Origin of the sequence: Nostoc sp. (assembly GCF_036917095.1) — a bacterium.
In the GTDB taxonomy this organism is placed as follows: Bacteria; Cyanobacteriota; Cyanobacteriia; order Cyanobacteriales; family Nostocaceae; genus Nostoc.
In genome coordinates, this window is the sequence record NZ_JBALFH010000044.1 from 362,886 (window position 1) to 385,162 (window position 22,277).

The window sequence follows — 22,277 nt, forward strand, 5'->3', positions numbered from 1 at the left end:
TGGGCTAGTTTTGTAGAGGAAAGGGTCTTAATCCCCTGTGGCTACTAGCTTATAAAATACTTTTGATTTGTCTACATTGTAAATGAAACCGTCACCAGCCAAAAGCTCAACTTGGCAAAGTCGCCTTTAAGCGAGAAAATAAAGATACGTCGCCCTTAACATTTTCTTTGTGAATAACGTCCGTACTGTCTCTGATACAAAACGAACTTTTTACAATCTTCATACTCGCCCGATTAACACTATTTATCGTCGGGTAGTAGAAGAATTGATGGTGGAAATGCATCTGCTGTCAGTAAATATCGATTTTAGCTACAATCCAATTTATGCCTTGGGCGTCGTCACTACTTTTGACCGCTTCATGCAAGGCTATCAACCAGAACGGGATCAAGAATCAATTTTTAACGCCTTATGTAAGGCTATAGAACAAGATCCGCAACGCTATCGACAGGATGCCCAAAGATTGCAAACTGTAGCTAAAGGTTTGCAAGTTAAAGATTTAATTGCGTGGCTGGGCCAAACTAGTTACTTAGATAGAGATGCTGACTTGCAAGCAAACCTGCAAGCGATCGCCAATAATCCTAACTTTAAATACAACCGCTTGTTCGCAATTGGTGTATTTTCGTTATTAGAACAGTCAGATCCAGAATTGGTTAAAGATGAAAAGCAACTCACTGAGGCGCTAAAAGCGATCGCTGCTGGCTTGCACCTGTCCAATGACAAACTTAACAAGGATTTAGAACTGTACCGTTCTAACCTAGATAAGATGGCGCAAGCACTGGTGGTGATGGCAGATATGCTCTCAGCCGATCGCAAAAAACGCGAGCAACGCAAACAACAATCAACTACTCCAGTTGCTCCCCCAAGTTCCAACGAATAGTTAGAAATTAAAAGTTAGGAGTTATTAGTAATTCCTAACTTTTAATTTTAGATGCCTAATAATTTGTAGATTAAACTGTTAATTATAGTCAGCGTAAATGCCCCAATAACAGCACTCCAAATCCCGTAACGCAAGCGAAAGCCCTCTACTAGCCAAGCAGCAATACTAAAACAAACCACGGCAATCATAAAAGTGAAAATGCCGGATAACAAGTCCAATGTGAGTAAATTGGGTACTGCAAAAACGAGCCTTAAAATCGGTTTGATTATAGCCGTCACGATTCCAAGCACTGCGGCAGAAAGGAAGGCTTTACCAGGAGTATCAATTTCAACTCCTAAAGGTAATTTACTAATTATCAATAGGCTGATAGCTGTTACTAACCAAACAATTAAAAGCGTCACAAGATTCATGCCACAACCCCTGAAACGTGAATGGCAATTGGCGATAAATTACTTTAGTTTATCGGTGGAAAAATCTTTAAAGCTCAACCAATTATTTGTAAATTAGCAGAAATTTTGTCGCTAACCGAATTTTATTTTAGATATCTTTAGGATTGGGAAAAAGCTTGAAGAGGACGAAGAGGAAGCAAAGGGCAGGGGGGAAAGAGGTAATTTTTATTCTCACTTTTGTTTCCTGCTCCCTGCCCCTCTGCCTCTTCCCAATGCCCCATGCCCCTATCTCATCTTTTAAGAGTAGGTTGGGTTTGTTTGGGTGCTACAGGCGCTTGTGATGCTGGTGGGTTGGAAATACCAGGATTGATAGGACTGATGCCTTGTCCAGTTGGAGGCTGACTTACGCCGGGAAAGGGTACGGAATTAGGTGCTAAGGGAAATTTCGGGGCAAGGTTCCCTTCGGGATTGATGCCTGGGACTGGTGCAGCACCAGGATTGATTGGAAATGATGGAACACCAGGCTGGTTAAGTGAGTTTGTGGGTGGTTGAGATGGGCCAGGAATAATTCCCAAAGAGACGCGATCGCCTCCTACTTGCCGTAGCAAATCCAATGTCTCAATTACATCATTGTAAGTTGCTGTTCGCGAAGCATTCAGCACTACAACGGCACTAGGGTTTGCTTGGAGATATTGTTTTAACCTCTGTCCCAAATCGTCCCGTTTAACAGGCTGTTTTTCGATGTAAGTATTGCCAACGGCATCGATAGTTACAATCAAATTTCCACTCTGTGACGTTATTCCAGATACTGAACTGGAGCTAGCTTTGGGCAAATCAACATTTATTGCCTGTTGTCGCGTAAATTGTAAAGCCGCTAATAAAAAAAACGTCAGAATACAAAAAACAACATCAATTAAAGGGATGATTTGAATTTGGACTTCTTCAATTGGGGTATGTAGATTAACTTTCATTTTCTCAATTTAAACGCCTAGTTCGGGGGTTGAATTATTGACTAATTAGGTAAATTCGGGGGTTCAGGAGGTTCGGGCAATCTAGTCTTTCCTGGCTTGCGCGGTGGAGTGAAATTTTCCCGCACAATTGCTGATGTACTATTACTAAAATCAGGGGGGGACTGGCGATAGAGCAATTCCATCTCATTCCCTGCCTTCCGAAAAACTTTGACTTGGTTGACTACAAAACTTTGAAATAGACGGTAAAATACCAAACTAATGATGGCAACTATTAGCCCAGTTGCCGTACTAATTAAGGATTCACCAATACCAGTAGTCACCCCAGCGGTAGATTCAGTTCCCAAATCGCCAATCCGAATTGAGCGCAGAGAGTGAATTAAACCCAAAACCGTGCCCAACAATCCCAGCAGGGGCGCAAGGGCAATTACAGCTTCTAAAAGTTTTTCGCCCCGCCGCATTCCAGCCAATTCATCTTCGGCTGTAGCCTCAAGTGCTAGTCGAAAGGTTTCCGCATCAGTTTTTGGAAAACGTAGAGGGGCATAGAGAAAACGCCCGACAGGCTGGTGGCTGGCTTGTCTTGCAATATCCGCAGCTACTTGCCAATTATCCTGGGCAGCATCCAGGATGCGATCGACTATTTGCTTTTCCTGAGTCAAAATTCGCAACCAGAACCACAGACGCTCAAAAATCACGCTTAAAGCTAGAATCGACAGAACAAGTAAAGGCCACATCGCTGGCCCGCCCTGATAAAACAAATCTAAAATATCCACTGTTTAAGTTTCCTCCCTCCATGACTACAGCAAATGTGCTAAGGCATTTTAATTCTAGAGATTAATGCAAAATGAGGGGCTTCCAAAATATAAATTTATCGAAAATCTAAAAAGACATTGTAAACATGGCGTATTTGACTTAGGCTGCTGTAGAAAATTGCTGCTGGGTAGGCGATTGAATGAGAAATTCACTTCCTTCACCAAGAGAAAAAAAACATTCCAATTTACCACCATGTTTTTCGGTGAGAATTTGATAGTTGATTGCCATGCCTATACCTTTTCCTTTGCCCACAGGTTTGGTGGTGAAGAAAGAATTGAAGATGTGGTTTTTAAAGTATTCCGACATTCTCCCGGCATTATCAGCGATGCCTTCTCTGCGAGAGGTTACGCGTAGCTTGCTTCCGGAAGGGTACGGCATTGCCAACGCAATTTCCACCGACTGCGAATTGCTCATTGAGGTGCGGATGATAATCTGGGTAGGATTTAGGTATTTGGTTACAGATTACGAGTAGCGTCTTCCAGACTAACTAGGGCGGTTATTCCCACCGGGAATTTTTAAAATAATTTGCCAAAATTAAAGATAACTGGAGGTTCAAAATATGAAATTTTCAATTCAATCACTTTACACCTGGTATCGCAGTGTGCTTCGTAACCCCAAGTACCGTTGGTGGGTAATTTTAGGAACGTTAGTCTATTTGGTCAGCCCATTTGATATACTCCCAGATTTTATACCCGTTGCGGGACAGATTGATGACGTTTTTCTTTTGACCCTTCTAGTTAGTGAGGTATCTGGGCTAGTAATTGAAGGGTGGAAAGCTCGTAAGGGTGATGTAAGTGCCGAAGCGCCCAATAATCAAGAGGGTTCTACCTCGACTGCAAGCACCATTGATGTTGATGCTGTTTCGGTTAAGTAGTTTTGCGAACAAAATTTAATTTAACAAAACCCCTGCTTTTGGAATCTGAGGTGGGGGATATTTTTTTAACGCAGAGGAACGCAAAGGGAAGCGCGAAGGTTCGCAGAGTAAGAGTTAGAGGTTGTTGGCTACGCGTTTAATACCTTCTTTGAGGTGGAGGACGTTAAAGTTGAGGAGAATACCTAGTTTGCAGTTTGCTAGTTTGAGATAGGTTAGGAGTTGAACGGAGTGAATCGGGTGGAAAGATTCTACAGATTTAATCTCTACAATTACTTTATTTTCTCCTATCAAATCTAATTTATAAACGCATTCCAATTGCACATCTTAGTAAACCAAAGGCAATGGAATTTGCTTACCAACATTCAACCCGGCTTTGTTCAACTCATAATTTAAACACTCCTCATAAGCCGACTCCAACAAACCAGGCCCCAAAGCAGTATGCACCTTCATCGCACAACCAACGATCGCCCCACTCAACTCATTCTCTCTCATCCTCTGCGTTCCTCTGCGTTTCCCCTTGCGCGACGGCAGTCGCTACAACGGGGGGAACCCCGCAACGCGCTGCCTCCCCTCTGCGTTTAAAAATCTTTCACAAATTCCGTCAAGAATCTAAATGCCTTCAAAATATAACTAGCGCAATCTCTAGGAGAAGTATTGTAAAACGATCGCCACGCACTCGCCTTATCCTCGTCATAGCGATCGCTGCGTTGACTATGGTTTTCCAGCCACGCCAATCGCACTGCATGGCCGATTAACACATCCAACACGATATATTCTTCAATTTGCAGCTTTGGATTATTGGCTGCGATCGCAGCTAATTCTATTAATGCTTCAATATTAACTTGGCGATATTCTGTAGCTTCGATTTTATTCAGCAAATGCTCAACTAACAGAGCAAAATTTCTTTCACCTGCTGTCATTTCCGACAGCATTATCTCACTATCTAAACGATTGCGGCGTTCTAATTTATCGCCAATTACTATACCCTTGCAATGTTGCATTAATAGCCAAACTTGTTTAAAAAATTCTTTTGGTACGCGCCCCGTCGCACCCTCGGCTTGGCGAAACCGTCGCCAACCTCCCGGCGGAACTTCTATCCCTTCGGCGATTCCTGGTAACACTACCCAAGCAATATCACTTTCTTTTTGCTTAACGTGCAGTGATTCTTGCTGGCGTAACAGGTTACTCATGCCAGTATATCCAGTTAATACCTGACGCAAGCGTGTTTTCACTTCAAAGGGCGAAAGTTGCATTAAGCGATCGTAAGCTTCATCTTGAGTGACATGCAATTCCCGCGCTAGTTCGCTGGTTATCAATAAGATGAGATAGCCGACTCTCAGGGTTAGTAATCCCTGGAATAGTTCGGGTTCTGAGCGAATTAAGATACCAACATAGATTAAAATCTCTTGGGTGAGGACGCGATCGCGGATATCCTCACGACAAAAATGATTAATTTTATCGGCAATTTCATCGTGGGACATGGGTACAGTAATCAAGGACGCTTCACTGTAAGCTTTACCCACAGCAATTTGCTTACCCCGTACCAAAATACTCGTCACTGCATCTGATAGGCTGATATCAACCATTTGGCGCAACCCCGCAGCCCGACGCACTACTGCCCAAATGCCTAAATCTCCAGCTTTGGTGTAAACTTCATCTAGTAAATCGGCTACGGTGACAGGATATCCTGGCCCACCGTACCCCGTATCAAATTTCATTCCCTGCAAGCGAGTTAAAGTTTGCAATAACTCGATTTGCTCGTAAATATTTTCTGATGAGCGCAAGCAAGAAAGCAATAACCCCAAGTTAGTTTCGTACTCCATTTGAAATTCTTGGGTATGTCCTAAGCGCCAGTTTTTCTCAGGATGATAAGCTAAATAATAGCAATGTGGACTAGCATTTTTGACTGGCGATCGCGAAAATTCTGCATTGGGAAGAAAATCAATTCTTTGGATTCCTGCTGTCAGCATTAGCTGATTTAGCCGCCCTAATTTCACCCGCACACCGTTACAAACCCCATCTTTCAGTTCTTGCATCAATTCCAGTAATGCTTCCGAACCTGCTTCTAACATGGTGTGTGTCAACATTAAAGTCAGAGTAGGACGGCCTAAATCGCTCCAATATTTTTGAATGTAAGCTAGTTCGCTTCTAATTTGATCCAGCAGAAAATGGTAATCAAGGGTTAAGTAAAACTGTTGAGAGTCTGAGAATGAAGGTAAAAATACAATTGTTTCACCGCTAATCCGAAAGATTCTAGATGTTGTTAAACTCCGCAGCCGCCGCACTGGCCGTCCAGTTAAACCAAGCTTATCGTTACGTCCGATTTGGGTATAAATAGCTGAAAATTCTCCAGCTTTTCTCACCTGAATCGGTTCTACTTGGGCGGGTGTTTGCGCTTCAATTCCGTGAACTTCTAATTTTGTTTGTAAATCTTCATCTTCTGCTAACAAGGCAATTTGTACCAATGACTCGCGCTGTTTTCCCACACATAAATGTCTTCCTAAAGGGTCGATATCGCCAACTGCTAATAACCCTTCACTCAACATTTCACCGAGAAAATATAAACTCTGCGCCCACACCAAGGGAATATTTTCATTGGGCAAACGTGGTTGCGTTTGAGGTGCTAACTTTTCTGCTTCTATGTTTTCGGCTGGAACATAATAAAGTTCTGGCAATAAACGCAAGCCGTTTTGTTCTATGAGTAATGATTCTAAAAGATTTTGGTATTTTTTAACTTGTTCTTGTTCGCCGCGAAATAATCCATCTAGAACTAAATAAGTGAAAAATAACGGCCATTCGCATTCAATATGCTCAAACTGCTTGAGTTCCCACGGTTCGTAGTGTAAACGCTGATTATCTTCTAAAACGGTTTGGTGTCCATCACGCAGAAAGCGTTTGCAGCCGTATTTACCTGCGAGTTTATTGATAATATCGTTTAAAGTGCGATCGCGTAACTCCAAATCTTCCACTGCAAAGGCAGGATAACTAATAATACTCAACAGCGCCGCATCAATTTCTTTGGAACCAGATTCCCTCGGTAATAGTGATTCTAAAGTAATTCGGGCGCGGGCGATTTCATCTGGTAGTACATGAATCACTGATGCCTGACTACCACGCACACCAAACAAATCCAGTCCATTGATAGCTTCTAAAGCCGCTTTTGCCATACCTACGGAACTGGCATTTAACTCGGCACTACCCCGATTTATTTTATTACCGCGTTCCCAAATGCCATAATCTGGTGTGCGGTAAGCTCGTCCAATGTAGTAAACTAAATTTTGGACGAAATTCACTTCATCAATCGTATAAATTATTTGCAATCCGGCTGCCGTCATTTGCGCCAATATCAGCAAAAATATAGATGTGGCATCAAGTTGCAAATGTCCCCATTCATCATCACCAACAACAATGTCACCAGTCGCGGTATTATATTTGGCGTGCAATCCATCTAGTAGCGACTGAGTATGTTTAAATGTCTCTACTTTATGAGCCTGTCGCATCATCGCAAATAGCAACCCGCGCATCAATTTGATGACACTGTGTTCTAGTTCATAGGTGCGTCCTTTATCGTCGTCAATCTTGCGGTATGCAAGTCCTAAACCCCAAACTGCCAAAATGCTATAAACGTTGTCTCGCACCCAGGCGTCTGTATAATCGCCGTGGGCTGTAATCGCTGTACTTGCGGGTAGCAAACCAGTAATCGGATTTTGCCGAGTCAGGATGATCGTTTTGATTTGCTGGTAGTAATAGTCTAGGCGAGTTAGCAATTTGGTAGATGTTTTCATGACTTGGTTCAGAACAACTTGCAAAATTTGACCCTGTGACTCTAAACCAAGCCAGAACAAGTTCTGTAATGGTTGATGGGACAACAGCTAAAGGTGGTGTGAGTTTATTATTATCTCCTGTTAATACGCCTCTGGGTACTAAATTTTAGCGATCGCAAACTAAAATACGATATTTATTTAAATATTCATTATATATGTGATATTTTATACTTAATTCACAATTTTCTTAAGGTATAATGAATTCTTTTGTTGATAGTTTAAATTAGATAAACGAGTGCTAATTTCAGCGATCGCTCGCAGAACGTTTAAGATGCGAACAGGCAACAATAACTCGTTGGTTGAATGGGAAAATTGCAACACCCTTACCCAACTGCGTCAGAAATTAGCCTCTGTGCTGGAAAATATTGAAAGAGAAGGCAGCTATGCTGGGGCAGTTCTTGCTGGAGGAAAAAAGTATGAATTTAAAATGAATAAGTTATTATTGCATCAACTTATTCACAGTTCTGATTTTTCTTGATCGCATCTAGAGAGAAAGTCTATAATCCATTCACCCAAAGTTATGCCTCTAGAAGTCCAGTTAGGAACTTGTTCCTCATCAATTCCGATACCTAAAGCTTCTTCAAGAGCCAATACAAGCTCCAGCATATCCCATTCAGGAGTTGGCAATTTTATTATGTCTAGAAATTTATCATCTGGATAAAGCTGTTCAGGAGATACTCGATAAGATTTGCCTAATTCAGTTCTGCAACACTTTACTGTTTTTATTGCAGCCTCACCAGATAATTGGAGCCTATGAAGAAAGTTTTCATCGTTCATATTAGGACGCTGTAAAATTTCATTCAGTTTTTTAGATTGATTAAACCAAAAGAGCATAAACTTCTCTCTTGAGTTTTCTAATTAGCGTAGCCCTCTTGGCCAATTCTAGGCAACACATTATAAAAATGCTTTAAAAGATCCTTCTGTCCAGTTAAAAAAATTCTCCACTGCTCGTTAATTCAGATACTGTACTGACCCTTACACAAACTGACTTTTAGGAGAAGAGCGATCGCGCCTATTACAGAGTATCAATTTTTATTGTTATATCTAAGTATAGAGGAAACTAGGCACACCCAAGAGCGAGCGCTAAAGCTCAAACACCTTACCGCGACTATGAAGTGAAATCTGCTAGCCCATTTCTGATTCTCCGTCGTCCAGGTGACTATGCATGAAGTTGCTTGATGCAAAGGATTACTTAATAGTGTTGTAAATATTTTAACTGTATAAAGTTTGCGAAAAAAATCGTTTATTGCCTTGACATAGCCTATAGCAATAGTAAAATCTACTTTAAGCTAGACGAAAATTACCTAAATTTCGAGGTAGTTAACTTAGCTATTAGTGGTAAATATTATAAATACTGAATGCTAATATTCAGTATTTACCGGAGAGTGCTATTCCGGGTTAGGATGATGACTAGCGATGCCTTAATTTAGATATCGATATTGATTTGTTGAAATTTTATGGGCAATAGTCCACCAGATGGCAGTATCAACCTCCTCTGAGCTGGCGAGGAAGTCTCCCAGCGCGGGGGAGACTTAGGAGATATATCTCATGCTTACACAAGATATTCGTGATTTGCTGACTGATACTACCGATTTAAACCAGTTGAAATGGGATTTAAATCGTTTACAACCTGTGGATGTAGGAGACTACATTACACAATTGCCTGAAAAACAACGCGCGATCGCATTTCGTTTACTCAACAAAGCTCAGGCAATTGATGTATTTGAATATCTGCCAACAGAGGTGCAAGAAGAACTAATTAATTCTCTACATGATGTCCAGGTAGTGCAACTTGTAGAAGCGATGAGTCCCGACGAACGGGCAGAATTGTTTGATGAACTACCTGCTGGGGTAATCAAACGCCTATTGCAAGAACTGAGTCCAGAAGAAAGGCAAGCAACAGCGACGATTCTCGGCTATCCAGAGGGTACGGCTGGGCGGGTAATGACAACCGAATATGTCAGGTTGCGCCAAGGATTGACTGTAGGTGAAGCCTTGAGCAAAATCCGCCGTCAGGATGAAGACAAGGAGACGATTTACTACGCCTACGTCACAGATGACAACCGGACGCTGGTGAGAGTGGTTTCACTGCGCCAATTGCTGTTTACCTTTCCCGATGTTTTCATCAAGGATATTGCTAGCGATCGCGTCATTAAGGTGACAACTGAAACCCCTCAAGAAGAAGTGGCGCGAATCATGCAGCGCTACGACTTAATCGCTATCCCCGTGGTTGACCGAGAAGACCGATTGGTAGGCATTGTCACCATTGATGATGTCATGGATATTTTGCAAGAGGAAGCCACAGAAGATATTCAGAAACTGGCGGGTGTGAGTGGTGATGAAGCAGCTTTGTCCTCTCCCCTATTCACCATCCGCAACCGTTTGCCTTGGCTATTGGGAATCATGGCACTATATATTGGTGCAGCCAGTGCGATCGCACCTTTTCAATCTGTAATTGCCGCAGTGCCAGTTCTAGCAGTAATCATGCCAATTTTTTCTAACACTGGTGGTACTGTTGGGATTCAATCATTAACGGTGACAATTCGCGGCTTGGGAGTGGGAGAAGTAACATCCAAAGATACCTTAAAAATTCTCCGCAAGGAACTTTTAGCTGGTTTAGGTACAGCCGTAGCTTTAGCCACAACGATGTTCCTGCTTTCCTTAATTTGGGCGCGACCCCAAGAACGATGGGTGGCTTTAATTGCCGGAATGGTAATGGCAACTAATACAATTGTGGCTGTTACACTCGGCACTTTACTGCCAATGGGTTTGACGCGGCTGAAGCTTGATCCTGCTTTGGTTAGTGGCCCATTAGTGACTACAATGCTAGATACAATTGGGTTTTTAACGTTCCTCAGCTTAATTTCTCTAGCTTTAAACGTTTTCCATTTACCAGCGTGAAAGGGAATGGGGCATTGAAAAGAGGCAGAGGGGCGGGGGGCAAGGGGCAGAGGGGAAAATTCTTCTCCCTTGATCCCTGCTCCCCCACTTCCCACTCCCCACTCCCCAAATTTTATGCCTACTAACACCTGGAATCGTCATCACGTTCTTTCCCTAGCTGACTTCACTACCGCCGAATACGATACAGTTTTGCAAACTGCTGCCAGTTTTCAAGAGGTGCTATCGCGGCGGACGAAGAAAGTACCAACATTGCAGGGACAGGTGGTGGCGAATTTATTTTTTGAACCCTCTACTCGTACTCGTAGTAGTTTTGAACTCGCAGCCAAACGCTTAAGTGCAGACACGCTAAACTTCGCCGCAGCATCTTCTTCTATGACAAAAGGAGAGACAATTCTCGACACAGCGAAGACCTATTTGGCGATGGGAACTGATATTATGGTAGTCCGCCATCGAGAGGCAGGTGTACCGAATGCGATCGCGGCTGAAATGGATCGTCTAGGTGTAAAAGTTAGCGTCCTCAATGCTGGTGATGGTCAACATGAGCATCCTTCCCAAGCACTGCTAGATTTATTTACCATAACTACTTTAATTGACCCAGCTAGTCCTCGACTGGAACTTTTAAAAGGTAAAAAGATTGCCATTGTTGGGGATATTCTCCATTCTCGTGTGGCGCGCTCGAATATTTGGAGTTTAATTGCCAGTGGTGCCGAAGTGCATCTCGCAGCACCGCCCACCCTCTTACCCAAGTTATTTGCCGAGTATATCTTGGAGGAGGCAGGAGTCAAGAATCAGGAGTTAATTATCTCCTCATCGCCTACTCCCCAACTTTTTCTACACTGGCAGCTAGAACCAGCTTTGCAGAATGCTGATTTTGTTATGACTTTACGTCTGCAAAAGGAACGGATGACGGCTCATTTGTTGCCAAGTTTGCGAGAATATCATCAGCTATTTGGCATTACACGCACAAAACTGCAACTTTGTAAACCTAACGTCAAAGTTTTGCATCCAGGCCCAGTCAACCGTGGTGTTGAAATTAGTTCTGAATTGATGGATGACCCAGAGTTTAGTTTGATTCAATCACAAGTTACCAGCGGTGTCGCGGTTCGCATGGCGCTGCTCTATCTATTAGGTAGCGGCAAGGCTTAAGATAATTTCCAATGGATAAAAAACTCTCTGAAACTCTTATTTCTTTGCGGTAGCCTACGGAATTATGGCTAACAATCCTTTAATATTAGTCCCATCGGACTACCTTACAGAAGAATACCTAGTCTTAAAGAAATTATATATTCCTCCGATCGCATGAGCACAGAATTCTGTAATCTTGGCACACTGGTAGCGTAGAAGTTAAAAATTTAATGGCTTCTACTAGAAGTGTCGGAGGTAAATATGAAACGAATTTTTTTGACGGCAGCAGCCTTACTCAGCACGCTATCTTTAGCTGCTCCCATTCCCGTCAAAGCAGAAAACTCCGCCCCTGTCCGGCGCTTGCTGGAAACTAGAGAATGTTCTGGATGTAATTTAACAGGAGCAAACCTCAAGGGCGCTCATCTAATAGGTGTTGACCTGAGAAATGCAAATTTAAAAGGAGCTAATCTCGAAGGTGCTAACTTAGAAGGTGCAGATTTAACGGGTGCCAATTTGAAGTCTGCTAATCTCACAGAAGCATTTGTCAGCGATACTATCTTAAATAATGCCAATCTCACCAACGTTAATTTGAGTAATTCCCGTTTATATAATACTGACGTAGATGGCGCTGTTTTGGCTAATATTGATTTAAGCGGTGCAGATGTATTTAATACTGCCATCAGCGTCGGTGGTGAATATTAATGGCGAGTAAAAATTTCCAAGTGGTGAGTTAAGAGTTATATTCAACTCCTAACTCTGCACTTTTTAAATTTTATTCACCAGTAATCGACAGTTCATCAACCCAAATTTTCGGGCAAACTCCCCCTGGCGTTAACTCCACCTCTTTTTCCACGTAAATAATTGACTTCAAGAGTTCCAAGAAATCGCCAGCAACCGTTGCCGATTCAATACTCGTCCTGACACCCTTATTAACTAGCCAACCATCAAAGGGCAAAGAAAAGGAACCTTGCAAGGATTTAACTCCAGCATGGAGAGCTTGTAAATCATCGATAAAAATCACATTTTCCGCAGTTTCTAAGGTAAATTCCTGCTCAGGATTTGCTGTTGTAAAAACGTGATAAAAATTGGGACTAACGCTGACTTTTGCCCCAATACTAGCATTACCTGTTGGCTGGGTATTTAACCTTTTAGCAGTGCCTGCACTGTGGAGAAAGCTTGTTAAAACTCCATTTTCAATCAGCGAAATCTGACGAGTAGGAGTTCCTTCACCATCAAAAGTTTCTGCCCCTACGTTAGCTGGGTGAAGTGCATCATCAAAAACCGAAAGCAGAGGAGAAGCGATTTGCTTACCTAAATCATCGGGAGTGGATAGACTTTGATTGTCCAAAATACTTTGGGCATTGAACAAGTTAGAAAAAGCACCCAACAGACTTAAGAAAGCTTCCGGTGAGAAAACAACTCGATATTTACCAGTTTTGATTTTTTCATAGTTCAAGTGACTGATAGTTTTATCTGCGGTTTCTTTGATGCAACCATTAATGTCTAGTTTATCTAAACTTTGGTTGATTCTAAAAGCACCTGCACTGCGCGGCTTTTTGCCATCTTCCTCAGTTTTGCTGTAAAGATAAACTGATGCCAAAGAGTGAGATTCAGTTCTGACTGCACCATCGCTATTTAGATAAAACCTGTCAATATCTCTTTGCGATAACCCATTATAAGGCACACCTTTTATTGCTGGATGGGCTGCCAGTAATTCTTTTTCAGCTACCAACAATCTTTCTATAAGTTCAGCAACAGGTGCTTGGGGTGTCTTATCCTGACCTTTATCTGCAATAGGAACGGTAGCTTCTGGACTAAAATCAGGAACATTTTCCTTAACACCAAAAAAACTGGCTTCGTAAGCAGTTTTCAAAGCTAATTCCAGCCCCTTGGGATCTACATCTGTGGTGCTGGTGACACCCATTGTATTATCTTCATTCCAGACACGAACAGTAACACCAGAGCGATTTGAGGCTTTGACTTGTTTTGGCTCACCTTGGTCTACTTGCACGCTAGTGTCATCTACTGTTGAGCCATAAATGTCGAATTTTTTAATGCCAAGCTTATCAGCATTGTCCTTGGCAGAATTTGCAATTTCATTGATATTCGGCATAGTCAATTTTAGATTTTTGATTTTGGATTGGAAGCAATTTTATTTGTGATATTAGATTTTGGATTTTGGATGTTATGACTTATATTTTTCTCGTAGTGTTTTGATTGATGCAACAGGCATAGTCTAGTTTGTAGCAGTTGCTTAACCAGACAAATAACTTGTAATGCCAGATGCTTTGTTCTAGTTTTAAACTCCTACTCATTCACAATCCAAAATCCAAAATCTAAAATCTAAAATTCTTATCGTCCACCTACGGTAATAGAATCAACCTTGATGTGTGGTTGTCCAACTGTGGTGTAAATACTGCCACTCACAGAACCACAAAAACCTGGTGCAATTTCCAAATCTTGGGAACACATAGAAATTTTGTTCATAATTTCCTTGGCTTCACCAATCAAAATTGCTCCCTTTAGGGGTTTGGTGATTTTGCCATTTTCAATCAAATAAGCTTCATCAACACTAAAGTTAAATTGACCTGTAGCACCAACGCTACCACCACCCATCTTTTTACAGTAAATACCTTTATCAACAGAGGCAAATAAATCACCAGTGGTGTACTCGCCAGAATCAATATAAGTATTACGCATCCGGCTAGCAGCGGCAAAGGTATAATTTTGGCGGCGTCCACTTCCAGTTCTGGGGTGTCCGGTGCGGGCAGAACCTGTTCTATCTGCTAAGAAGTTTTTAAGAACACCTTTTTCGATTAATAGGGTTCTTTGAGCGGGCATACCTTCGTCATCCATGTCAATTGTCCCGAAGGCATTTTCAGAGCGCCCTTCATCCCAGGCTGTCAAACTTTCGTGGGCAATTTTTTCGCCTTTTTTGTCAGCAAAGGGAGTGGTATTGCGTTCTATTTGAGTGGTTTCTAGCAAGTGTCCGCAAGCTTCGTGGAAGATTACGCCGCCAAAGTGATTGGCCATAATGATGGGGTAAGTACCCGATTCCACGTAATCTGCGTAGAGCATTTTTCCAGCAGATTCTGCTATTTTCTCAGCGGCTTGTTGGGAATCCCAAGTTCTCAAGAAGTTGGCATCGCTAGTATTGCCCGCGCGATCGCCAATTGAGGTACGATTAGCACCATCAGCACATAACAGGTTAAATCCTACTGACTGAGTGAGACGAATATCACGGGCAAAAGTACCATCACTGGCAGCAACTAAGACTTCTTGCCAATCCCGGAAATAGGTAGCACGGCGCGATTGGACGTGGCTAGCTTTTTGCTTCAGGTGGGCAGTACCATCAAGGAGGACTTCTCCCATTTCTCGGATGGAGCTACACACTGGTAGCCATGCATCTTTGCCTCTTTTGGTAGCGTAATCTCTCAATAATTCCAGGTTGATTTCTGGGATGAAAGCTTTAGCAACAGGTAGTTGTAATCCCAGGATAGAAAGACCTTTTTCTAAGGCTGCTTTCAAACCGGAAAAAGAAAGGTCATTGGTGCTGACATAACAGTCAGCTTTGCCGCGAAATACTCTGACTCCCGCGCCTGTAGACAGGCTGGGTGAAATACTAGTGATGGAGTCATCTTCTGCAAGACAACTAATATAGTTGCGACGCTCTAAAAATAATTCGATGAAGTCAGCACCTGCGGCGCGTCCTAGTCCCAGGAGGGTAGCCAAGGGGGCTTCCCAGGTTTCATCGAAACGCTCTGGTGTGGAGGAGTATTGGAGGGTGGGAAGTTGATTCGAGAGAAGTAGCGTACTTGTAAGCATGGGTAGCCTCGTCTGCTGGCGTAGTTCAGAGATTTGACTGAAAAATCCTGGTGTGTTCAGTCTAACAAATCAGTTAAAGCCAGAGTCTGCAATTAAGTAGTAGAGGTTTCCTCACCTTGGAAACTCACTTCTCCCTCTTAAGGGTCAGTGAAATATTTTAAGTAACGCCCTTTGGAGAGCGATCGCACTTCATGTAGAGTCAAGATAGAATACAGTTTCATTTTGCGACAATAGGGGTAAAAGTTCCACAGCATTGCTAATACCCGCAGGGACTGTTTTACCTAGAAAAGGAATATAAAAAATGAGTTCGTATGCTTTTTGGAACAACAAAGGCGGCGTGGGAAAGAGCTTTCTTTGCTTTGTGGCTGCTGCTGAATATGCTCACCGTCACCCCGATACAGATGTTTATGTAATTGACTTGTGTCCTCAAGCCAATGTCTCAGAAACCATACTAGGAGGATATCTTAATAGTCCAAAAGCACTACATTCTTTGAGCAGTAAGACACCACGCTCGACAGTGGCTGGCTACCTGGAAGCACGTCTTAATTCTCCCTTCCGAATGATTACAGATGTATCTCCTTATGTTTGTGAGCCAAAAGAATTTAACCCACAAATACCAGAAAATCTGAGGCTCGTATGTGGAGACAATCTTCTCGAAATAATTTCTGAAGCAATTAGGCAAACCTCTCAACTGTCCATACCGAATGATGCTTGGAAACAGGTGCTTAATTGGATTCGAGATTTAACAGTTTCTCTGCGTATATTTAGTGGTGAGAGAGATACTATATTTTTAATTGACTGTAGCCCTAGTTTCGCTATTTATACACAGCTTGGTCTGGTTGCAGCAGAGGGTGTTATTATCCCATTTAGTGCGGAAGAAAGTTCACTTTATGCGATTGAAAATGTAGTTGCACTTTTATATGGCATAACTGATATCAATACTGCACCCTATGCAAAAATTAGCTTTGCTAAACGTGCAAAAGAAGAAGGCATATCCGTGCCAAAATTATATGCATTTGTTCTTAATCGGGTGACAATGTACGCAGGGAGAACCGCTTCTGCATCCATAGCTATAAACAAAATGATTCAGAAAACTATGGATGATATACATCAGAAAAATCGTCATATTTTTGCTAATCCCAAAGACTTACCGAGTAATAGTTTTCTTGAAATTCCCAGTAAGAGTATAATTGAAATTCCTGCTTTTCACACTGTTGCTATGGTTGTTGCGACAACTGGCACCCCTTTACATAAACTCAAACCAGGTATCAAAAAAATTGGCGAGGAGCGAGTGCAATTAAATCCAGAGCCATTACAGAGGTATCGAGATGCACTTGAAGAGTTTGTAAATTGTCTTTGAGAGCATCGCCGTGCCATCACCAGCAGCATTAAGGTACGATAAAGCGGCTTATAAGGCTCGTGTCCTACGTGATACTGCGACAGATCCCCGCTTACGTCCAATATTAAACAGCCAAACTCAAGTCTATTACCATTCAGCTTTAGCGATGTTTGTTGCTGGATGGGAGGCTTATATTGAAGAACTAGTTCGCAACTTTTTTGATGTAACCGCAAATCCTTTAGATCCTCAGTTTCATGCTGTACATTCTATTGCTAAAAATGCAGCAGAGCGATCGCTTAAACAATTTAATACACCAAATGCAGATAATTCGCGTAACCTTTTGTTTCAATATACTGGCTATGACCCTATCAACGATTGGGTTTGGTCAAAAAGAAGTATGAATGCACTCGCAACTCGACAGATGCTAAACGATATTTTGCAGGTCAGACACAGTTTTGCTCATGGTTTTCCAATTCCCGCATGTTCTTGGACACAAACACCAACTGGAAAAGTTCGGCTTACTGCTAAAGCTATTAGGGATGTTGATGCGTTGTTACAATATCTTGTTACTGTTACTGACCTTGGTATGAAGCAAAATATTAAAATTATCTATGGCATAGTTGCGCCCTGGTAATCAATGAAGAGAATGTTTAGAAATTAGAAAATCAGCTGCAATACTGGATGTAATGTTTTTCATACATAATAGGAAGACGGTCTAAGACTGTCTTCCTATTTTTTAAACTATAGGAAGGAACATACACCCACGTGTATTAGTAAAAGCAACAATTTCATTAAACAAACTTATTTTTGATTTCTGCCTTGCTCATCCCTATAATTACACCGTTGATAAATTATTATTTTACCATCCAGTTAATTCTTGGTGAGAACCTATTCCTTCTAAGATTTATTTCCGATTTCCGATCTTTTCTGGAATTCTTACTATTTGTTGCTCATTGAATGTCTGACCTAAATCGGGAGTTTTTCCTGTCGAAGATAGATTCTTAAACAAGAGATTTAGTATTCGAGTAATAGTTTTTAGAACTTTCATTTTGCTGGCAGTCGGCTTTTGATCGTATCTCAAAACCATTGGTATTTCTATGATTTTTGGTTTGAGCACTTTGGCTTTCAGCAATAAATCTATCATACAAGCAAATCCACTTTCAGTGAATAAACTGTTCCCATAATACATATGCAGTTTAGTGACGAAAGTACGGTTATATAGCCTGTAACCACAAGTGTAGTCTCTTACACCTGGTAAATTGGCTGCAATTCTAAAAAGCCAGCTAGCTCCGTAACTCATCAGCTCTCTAAATTTTGATAAGCCTATGACTTTAGAGCCTCTTCGGTATCTAGATGCGATCGCAATATCATAGCTACCAACTATCATCGTGTTATACATCTTTATTAACAGTTCAGGTGGTTGAGTGTTGTCGCAATCCATCGCGGCTAAAAAATCACCTTCTTTAGAAATTTCTAAGAAAGTCATGAAACCTGTTTTTATTGCTTGACCTAAGCCAGCATTTTTAGGATGTTGTACTAATTTGAGTAATATACCCAGTGATTGAGACTCTTCTAAAGCAGTCTGAGCCGTTGCATCACTGCTGCCATCATCAACAAGAATTAGCCGGATCTCCATATTAGAGATTTCTTGTAATGTCTGAAACTTTTTGAACAAGGGGCGAATTGATTCTTGCTCGTTGTATGCAGGTAAAAGAACAAAAAGACTCATAAAGACCTCGTGTGATTTTTAAAAGAAAATATCAGTACTCAAACTTTAATAATTGAGTAATGTTGATTTTTTTAGGAATTCATCGACCTGTCGAACTACTGCGTTGTTGTTGACGCTATCATTGACCAACTGTGAGGTATTGACGACGAAAAAATCATCGTTTTCAGTACTCACTTTTGGAACAAGGCTTGAATAATCTAAAACTTGTAGTGGCTGTACTTTAATAGCTCGATTAATGTGTGCTGCGACAATATCATCTGCTTTGAGTTCTGGGAACATCAAACGTATACCCTGGAAAAATACTTCGCGCAATTCATCATCTGGCTGTTTTAACAACGGGTCAGTGGAAAGTATATATTTTGGTAGGAATGTCATGTGATATCCTGCTGTCTCTTGCAAAGAAACTAAGTTACTCATACCGATGACTCCGGTAAAAGGAATATTTCTATCGGCAATATTTACTACGTAATAAGGAACTAGAGCTTTACGAGTAATAAGTACCATGCAGATTACACCCAGGTATTCTACTGTTTTACTAGTATCTGAAACTTTCACCAGTCCCTTAGCAGCAACCTGTTGGAGAATATTAACTGGCCCAGTAAAAATTACTTTATCAAAATGTTCTTTTTTCCCCTGATATTCTATCCACATTCCACCCTCTGGATGAGGTGCGATATATTCAACCGAAATGCCTGTATGAATACGACCTCCAGCCGCGTAAATTAATTTTCCTATATGGTCAAAAACAGTTTTGTAACCCCCTGAGACATAACCAAGTTGTTCTTTGTTTAATGAAGAATCCCGTGCTGAAAATAGTCGTTTGATATAAGCCCAGATAAAAACTGCTGATATTCGCTTATAGTTCTCCCCTAATTTGGATAGAAGCAAGGGTTTCCAGAGCTTTTCGTATGTGCTTTTTCCGCCGAGTCTCAATAGCCAATTTTCAACTAAAATCTTCTCTAAGCGCCGCCAGTTATTAAGGCGCGAACCATACAAGAGAGTAAAAGCTAATCTGATTTTACCTAGAAGTCCAAACAGAGGAAAGCGCAGAAATTCTATGGTATTACTAATAGAATAAAATTTCTGATTGTCGTAGAAGCCTGTTAAGCTTCGATGCCAACGCAGTTTATCTCCAAGACCAATATCTCTGAGAAAATTTATTAAGTGAGTATCAGAAGGGAGAATAACGTGGTAAAAGCGATCCCAAGTAAATAATCCGTAATCATGATAAGTCGTAAGTCCACCAAGCTGCTTGTTGCTATCAAAAACAGCGACTGTATGTCCTTGATGTGAAAGACGTTGGGCTAATACTAACCCAGTAATACCTCCACCAATGATGCCTATATTCATAAGTTTCGATTTTTGTAGGGGTGTTCTTGAAATTTATATTTTTTCAGAGAATTTTAATGCCAATAACCTCATTAATTGCTTTTCTAACTATTAATGAACAACAAGAATTACGCCAGCTATGATAATTCCAATTCCTAACCACTGGCTAAAAATAACTTGCTCTTTCAGAAAATAGTGAGAAGCAATCGGTATAAGTGCATACATTAATCCTAGAACTGGAAATGCTTGACTCAAAGGAATTGTCTGCAATACATAAAGCCACAATATAGTCATAAATGTATAGCAGATAAACCAAATCAAAAAATAGCGAGAAAATAATAAATTTCGGATAGATGTGCGTGTTCCATTAGTAGAGGTAGTAATGTAAAGTCCATATTTTAGTGACAGATTAGCTGTTGTTCCTAATAGAACTACAAGCATTAAATGTAGCAAAATAATAATGTTCATTGTTCTTTGGAGAATAAACTGTAAATCTAGATTGACTTTTTAAAGGGAATAACTACTAGAATGATACCTACAAAAATAGTGATTACTCCTGCTATTCTGGTTAGCGTAATTACCTCATTAAAAAAGTAGTATGAACCTAAAAGTATCCCGACGTAATTTAAACTAGTCAGTGGATAAGCAATACTCAATTTTACAGAACGCAAAGCCAAGATCCAATTTACTATTCCCAAGCAATAAACAGTAATAGCTAATGCTAATTGCTCAAGAAAAGTCCAAGTAAATATTCCATCATTTGTATGGCTCATGGTATGCTTCATCAGCAATTGACCAGAAATACTAAATAAAATACTGACAAACAAGATGATATAAGGAATTATTTTAAAATTGGAAATTTGCGAGATAGATTTCATAGTACATTTGTCTCAATCAATATAGATAGTAGGTATCAACTGGACAGGAAATAGCCCATTGTTTTGAACGTTTTGGATTTACGTCACACCTTCTGTGCAATTCGACCCCAACTTCATTAAATAGACAACAAAATAATGACCATCGAAGCTCATGTCCAAGAGTTAGCTACTAAATTGCAGCTTGCAGCATGGTTGCTGTATTATGGCAGCGTCCAATATTATCGGAGTAGAGTACGCTAAATTGGTTTACTGGGTTATAGTCCCAGACAAACTAGTTTTCTTACTTGGCAATTGGCACAATCAATTAGGCTTTGCCCAGCTGTAAAGTGCAGAAATCTTCCCTATCAGCCAGTTATGCTTCAACACTACTTTATAGTGCGATGGCGTATCCGCCCGCCGTAGGCGATCGCAATATCTAGCCCATAGTAGATGCAGACATAGGGAAGATTGAGTGCTTTGCCAAAAATTTGCTCTGGACAAAGTTTAGCAGTGCGAGTAGACGTAGCCGATCGTCAACATCGCTTATGCTGAACTCGAATTCGACCTGTATGTTCAACAGATGAATCTAAGGGAATAAAAATAGATTGCCAGGATTTTTGATTAATCCATTCATTAACTTTCATCAGTTGTATGCTTCTTATTGAAGATACTACTAAAATTCTCTAGCCATTAACATTATTTCTGTATAAAGATGTACTAGGTCACACTTAAGTAGAACACAGAAAAACGTAGACGAAAAGTGGCTTGGCGGCAAGCTAACGCAAAGGATGTAAAGAACAAGTGAAAAGGGTTTGGCGCAGCCTCACAAAGGAATTGTATAACTTAACTGGATTGATAAATGTTTTTACATTGTCTCCAGAAAAATTTATTAATTTACTGAGTTACCATAGAATTTCTCCAGGCTTACAGACATATCTGTAACCCCAGCTAGCAACAAAGCTGATTAATAAAAATTTGTACTCAAATTGAGTGTCTACACGTGCTCTTTTTGGGCATGGAAACACAATGATTAGCAGAAGTCTACTTGGCTGCGGAAACCATACATGAAGCAGTCTACAGTAATTCCCTTTACAGGTTTTTGGGTAATCTTACTGCATAGCTAAATGAAGTTTTTAAGGACGCTAACAGCTAATGTAAACTGGCATTGGCCGATCGAGTCGGAGTTGAAACTGATTGCATCGGGTTTGAGAGATTTTTACATTATTTAGTATTAGCTTTACTTGATTGTTTCCATTACTTAGATGTAATTACTTACTAGAATACCACGAGAAAAACATGTTGCAAATTTATCGTCAGAGTTTATCAAAAATTCATTTACCAGTTCATGAAAAGTTCATTTAACAAAAATATACTTCAATAACAACTTCATAAAATCAAAATGAGTTTTTATTTTTAAGGATTTGATG

Annotated in this window: 20 protein-coding genes and 1 pseudogene; 8 read left to right on the top strand and 13 right to left on the bottom strand. The window is 40.8% G+C overall.

Annotated features, from left to right (window positions below; genetic code table 11):
- Positions 1–169 precede the first annotated feature (169 nt).
- Positions 170–877 carry a photosystem II biogenesis protein Psp29 gene (gene psb29, locus V7L01_RS26070; protein WP_335039925.1) on the top strand — a complete coding sequence of 236 codons (708 nt, stop codon included), beginning with the start codon at positions 170–172 and terminating at the stop codon, positions 875–877.
- 47 nt (positions 878–924) lie between these two features.
- Here psb29 and V7L01_RS26075 read toward each other — a convergent pair whose 3' ends face one another.
- The 4 genes from V7L01_RS26075 to V7L01_RS26090 form a co-directional block, all read right to left on the bottom strand.
- Positions 925–1,287 carry a phage holin family protein gene (locus V7L01_RS26075; RefSeq protein ID WP_335039927.1) on the bottom strand — a complete coding sequence of 121 codons (363 nt, stop codon included), beginning with the start codon at positions 1,285–1,287 and terminating at the stop codon, positions 925–927.
- A gap of 269 nt (positions 1,288–1,556) precedes the next feature.
- Positions 1,557–2,237: an ExbD/TolR family protein gene (locus tag V7L01_RS26080; RefSeq protein WP_335039929.1), complete on the bottom strand. Its 681-nt coding sequence runs from the start codon at positions 2,235–2,237 to the stop codon at positions 1,557–1,559.
- Positions 2,238–2,278: 41 nt separating this feature from the next.
- Positions 2,279–3,007 carry a MotA/TolQ/ExbB proton channel family protein gene (locus V7L01_RS26085; protein ID WP_335039931.1) on the bottom strand — a complete coding sequence of 243 codons (729 nt, stop codon included), beginning with the start codon at positions 3,005–3,007 and terminating at the stop codon, positions 2,279–2,281.
- A 139-nt stretch (positions 3,008–3,146) separates the two neighbouring features.
- Complete coding sequence (locus V7L01_RS26090) at positions 3,147–3,461, bottom strand: HAMP domain-containing sensor histidine kinase (protein ID WP_335039933.1); 315 nt, start codon at positions 3,459–3,461, stop codon at positions 3,147–3,149.
- Between the two features lie 145 nt (positions 3,462–3,606).
- Here V7L01_RS26090 and V7L01_RS26095 point away from each other — a divergent pair, with 145 nt between their 5' ends.
- Positions 3,607–3,921, top strand: coding sequence for a YkvA family protein (locus V7L01_RS26095; RefSeq protein ID WP_335039935.1), 315 nt, complete (start codon positions 3,607–3,609; stop codon positions 3,919–3,921).
- 114 nt (positions 3,922–4,035) lie between these two features.
- Here V7L01_RS26095 and V7L01_RS26100 read toward each other — a convergent pair.
- Positions 4,036–4,413: pseudogene (locus V7L01_RS26100) on the bottom strand (GxxExxY protein).
- An 86-nt stretch (positions 4,414–4,499) separates the two neighbouring features.
- Positions 4,500–7,706 carry a glycoside hydrolase family 15 protein gene (locus tag V7L01_RS26105; protein WP_335039937.1) on the bottom strand — a complete coding sequence of 1,069 codons (3,207 nt, stop codon included), beginning with the start codon at positions 7,704–7,706 and terminating at the stop codon, positions 4,500–4,502.
- A gap of 274 nt (positions 7,707–7,980) precedes the next feature.
- On the opposite strand from V7L01_RS26105, the gene V7L01_RS26110 reads away from it, so the two are divergent.
- Positions 7,981–8,223 (top strand): hypothetical protein, encoded by a 243-nt coding sequence (locus V7L01_RS26110; RefSeq protein ID WP_335039940.1) that lies wholly within the window; start codon positions 7,981–7,983, stop codon positions 8,221–8,223.
- On the opposite strand, the gene V7L01_RS26115 is transcribed toward V7L01_RS26110, so the two are convergent.
- Positions 8,202–8,579, bottom strand: coding sequence for a hypothetical protein (locus tag V7L01_RS26115; RefSeq protein WP_335039942.1), 378 nt, complete (start codon positions 8,577–8,579; stop codon positions 8,202–8,204). The genes V7L01_RS26110 and V7L01_RS26115 overlap by 22 nt on opposite strands.
- Before the next feature lie 714 nt (positions 8,580–9,293).
- On the opposite strand from V7L01_RS26115, the gene mgtE reads away from it, so the two are divergent.
- From mgtE to V7L01_RS26130, 3 genes are all read left to right on the top strand, one after another.
- Positions 9,294–10,646 (top strand): magnesium transporter, encoded by a 1,353-nt coding sequence (mgtE, locus tag V7L01_RS26120; RefSeq protein ID WP_335039944.1) that lies wholly within the window; start codon positions 9,294–9,296, stop codon positions 10,644–10,646.
- 114 nt (positions 10,647–10,760) lie between these two features.
- Entirely contained in the window at positions 10,761–11,792 is a 1,032-nt protein-coding gene (locus tag V7L01_RS26125) for an aspartate carbamoyltransferase catalytic subunit (RefSeq protein ID WP_335039946.1), read from the top strand.
- Between the two features lie 240 nt (positions 11,793–12,032).
- Positions 12,033–12,473 carry a pentapeptide repeat-containing protein gene (locus V7L01_RS26130; protein WP_335039947.1) on the top strand — a complete coding sequence of 147 codons (441 nt, stop codon included), beginning with the start codon at positions 12,033–12,035 and terminating at the stop codon, positions 12,471–12,473.
- A 70-nt stretch (positions 12,474–12,543) separates the two neighbouring features.
- On the opposite strand, the gene V7L01_RS26135 is transcribed toward V7L01_RS26130, so the two are convergent.
- Complete coding sequence (locus tag V7L01_RS26135) at positions 12,544–13,884, bottom strand: TldD/PmbA family protein (RefSeq protein WP_335039949.1); 1,341 nt, start codon at positions 13,882–13,884, stop codon at positions 12,544–12,546.
- A 239-nt stretch (positions 13,885–14,123) separates the two neighbouring features.
- On the bottom strand, positions 14,124–15,596 hold the full coding sequence (locus tag V7L01_RS26140) for a TldD/PmbA family protein (RefSeq protein ID WP_335039951.1): 1,473 nt from the start codon (positions 15,594–15,596) through the stop codon (positions 14,124–14,126).
- Positions 15,597–15,897: 301 nt separating this feature from the next.
- Here V7L01_RS26140 and V7L01_RS26145 point away from each other — a divergent pair, with 301 nt between their 5' ends.
- Positions 15,898–16,956, top strand: a complete 1,059-nt coding sequence (locus tag V7L01_RS26145; protein ID WP_335039953.1) for a ParA family protein — start codon at positions 15,898–15,900, stop codon at positions 16,954–16,956.
- 10 nt (positions 16,957–16,966) lie between these two features.
- Entirely contained in the window at positions 16,967–17,569 is a 603-nt protein-coding gene (locus tag V7L01_RS26150) for a HEPN domain-containing protein (protein ID WP_335039955.1), read from the top strand.
- A 270-nt stretch (positions 17,570–17,839) separates the two neighbouring features.
- Here the strand turns inward: V7L01_RS26150 and V7L01_RS26155 are convergent, their stop codons facing one another.
- From V7L01_RS26155 to V7L01_RS26170, 4 genes are all read right to left on the bottom strand, one after another.
- Positions 17,840–18,664: a glycosyltransferase family 2 protein gene (locus V7L01_RS26155; RefSeq protein ID WP_335039958.1), complete on the bottom strand. Its 825-nt coding sequence runs from the start codon at positions 18,662–18,664 to the stop codon at positions 17,840–17,842.
- Positions 18,665–18,709: 45 nt separating this feature from the next.
- Positions 18,710–20,014, bottom strand: coding sequence for an NAD(P)/FAD-dependent oxidoreductase (locus tag V7L01_RS26160; protein ID WP_335039960.1), 1,305 nt, complete (start codon positions 20,012–20,014; stop codon positions 18,710–18,712).
- 90 nt (positions 20,015–20,104) lie between these two features.
- Entirely contained in the window at positions 20,105–20,461 is a 357-nt protein-coding gene (locus tag V7L01_RS26165) for an EamA family transporter (protein ID WP_335039962.1), read from the bottom strand.
- 26 nt (positions 20,462–20,487) lie between these two features.
- A complete protein-coding gene (locus V7L01_RS26170; RefSeq protein ID WP_335039964.1) occupies positions 20,488–20,871 on the bottom strand; it encodes an EamA family transporter in 384 nt (127 codons plus the stop codon).
- Between the last annotated feature and the right edge of the window lie 1,406 nt (positions 20,872–22,277).